Source organism: Streptomyces aurantiogriseus (genome assembly GCF_014649375.1).
GTDB lineage: Bacteria > Actinomycetota > Actinomycetes > Streptomycetales > Streptomycetaceae > Streptomyces > Streptomyces aurantiogriseus.
The window spans coordinates 1-1,282 of record NZ_BMSX01000072.1 but is presented as its reverse complement, the minus strand read 5'-3'; the positions used below and the strand labels follow the sequence as shown (position 1 = coordinate 1,282).

1 protein-coding gene is annotated in these 1,282 nt (G+C 66.8%); it reads right to left on the bottom strand.

Going from position 1 to position 1,282, the window contains the following annotated elements:
- Positions 1–36: 36 nt before the first annotated feature.
- Positions 37–1,281 carry an IS701 family transposase gene (locus IE263_RS48020; protein WP_189944458.1) on the bottom strand — a complete coding sequence of 415 codons (1,245 nt, stop codon included), beginning with the start codon at positions 1,279–1,281 and terminating at the stop codon, positions 37–39.
- Position 1,282 lies beyond the last annotated feature (1 nt).

The window sequence follows — 1,282 nt, the reverse complement described above, 5'->3', positions numbered from 1 at the left end:
CGATGGCTTGGTGGTGTCTGCGCCAGTGGGACCAGTTCAGTGCGTGGAGTCGTGGGTCCTGGTGGGGTCTGGGATGGGGCAGGAGAGTGTCCAGTAGGCGCCGGATCTCTGCCACGGTGAGGGGAATGAGGCTGGTGGTGTCGTTTCTGCTGCCCCCTTTGCGGTGTCCTGGGCCTGGGCTGCGAGGACAGCGAGGAAGGCGTGGGCGAGCATGGCCAGGGTGATGTGGCGATACCAGCCCACGTAGCGTCGAACTTCGTATTCGTCTAGGCCGCACTGATTCTTTGCGGCCTGGAAGCACTCCTCGATGGCCCAGCGTGAGCCGGCGACTCGGGCCAGTTCGGCGATCTCGACGCCGGTAGGTGCGTAGGCGAGGTAGTAGGCGAACTCGCTGGGGTCGGAGAGGCTGCGTCGGGCCATCACCCAGCGGTGATGGGTGGGTGGGTCCGGGTCGAAGATGATGTTGGCGGGCAGTTTGGCCGCGGCCCAGTCGTAGACGCGTGGGCCCTTGGCCCCGTCGCCGCAGGACAGGGTCTGCCAGGCGTCCCCGGGTGCTTCCTCGATGAGTTGGTCGATGCGCCAGATGCCGGCCAGGGACTTGATCTGCTGGGACTTCGGCACCGCCACGACATAGCCGACGTCGAGCTGTTCGAGCAGGCGGCGGAAGGACCAGTCCTGTCCGTAGGCTTCATCGGCGGTCACCCATGCGGCGGGCAGGCCTGCGGCAATGCAGCGGCGGACCAGGCTCCTGGCCAGCTCGCCTTTGGTCGCGAAGGTGCGCTCGTCGGGGATCTTCGCTTCCCGGCACCGCTCTCGATCCTTGGTCCAGCACTTGGGCAGGTAGAGCTCCCGGTCGACGAGGGCTCTGCCATGGCCGGTGGCGTAGGCCGCGAAGACACCGATCTGGCAGTTGTCGATCTTTCCGGACGTGCCGGTGTACTGCCTCGACACCCCGGCCGACGTGGTGCCTTTCTTGATGAACCCGGTGTCATCGATGATCAGCACTCCGCCCGGGCCCAGCCGTTCGCCGACGTACTCCCTCAGGTCGTCTCGGACGGCATCGGCGTCCCAGCGGGCACCGTTGAGCAGATGCTGCAGACCTGCAGGGTCACGATGTCCTGCGTACTCGGCCAGTTGCCAGCCGTTCTTGCGGCCCACCGGCGCCAGCAGGCCGCGGACGTAGTCCCGCATCCGCCACCGCAGATCCGCACGACCGAACCGGCCCGCCACCCGCGCGAAGACAGACTCCAACTCCGCAGCCCAGCCCTCGACTTCAGCAATC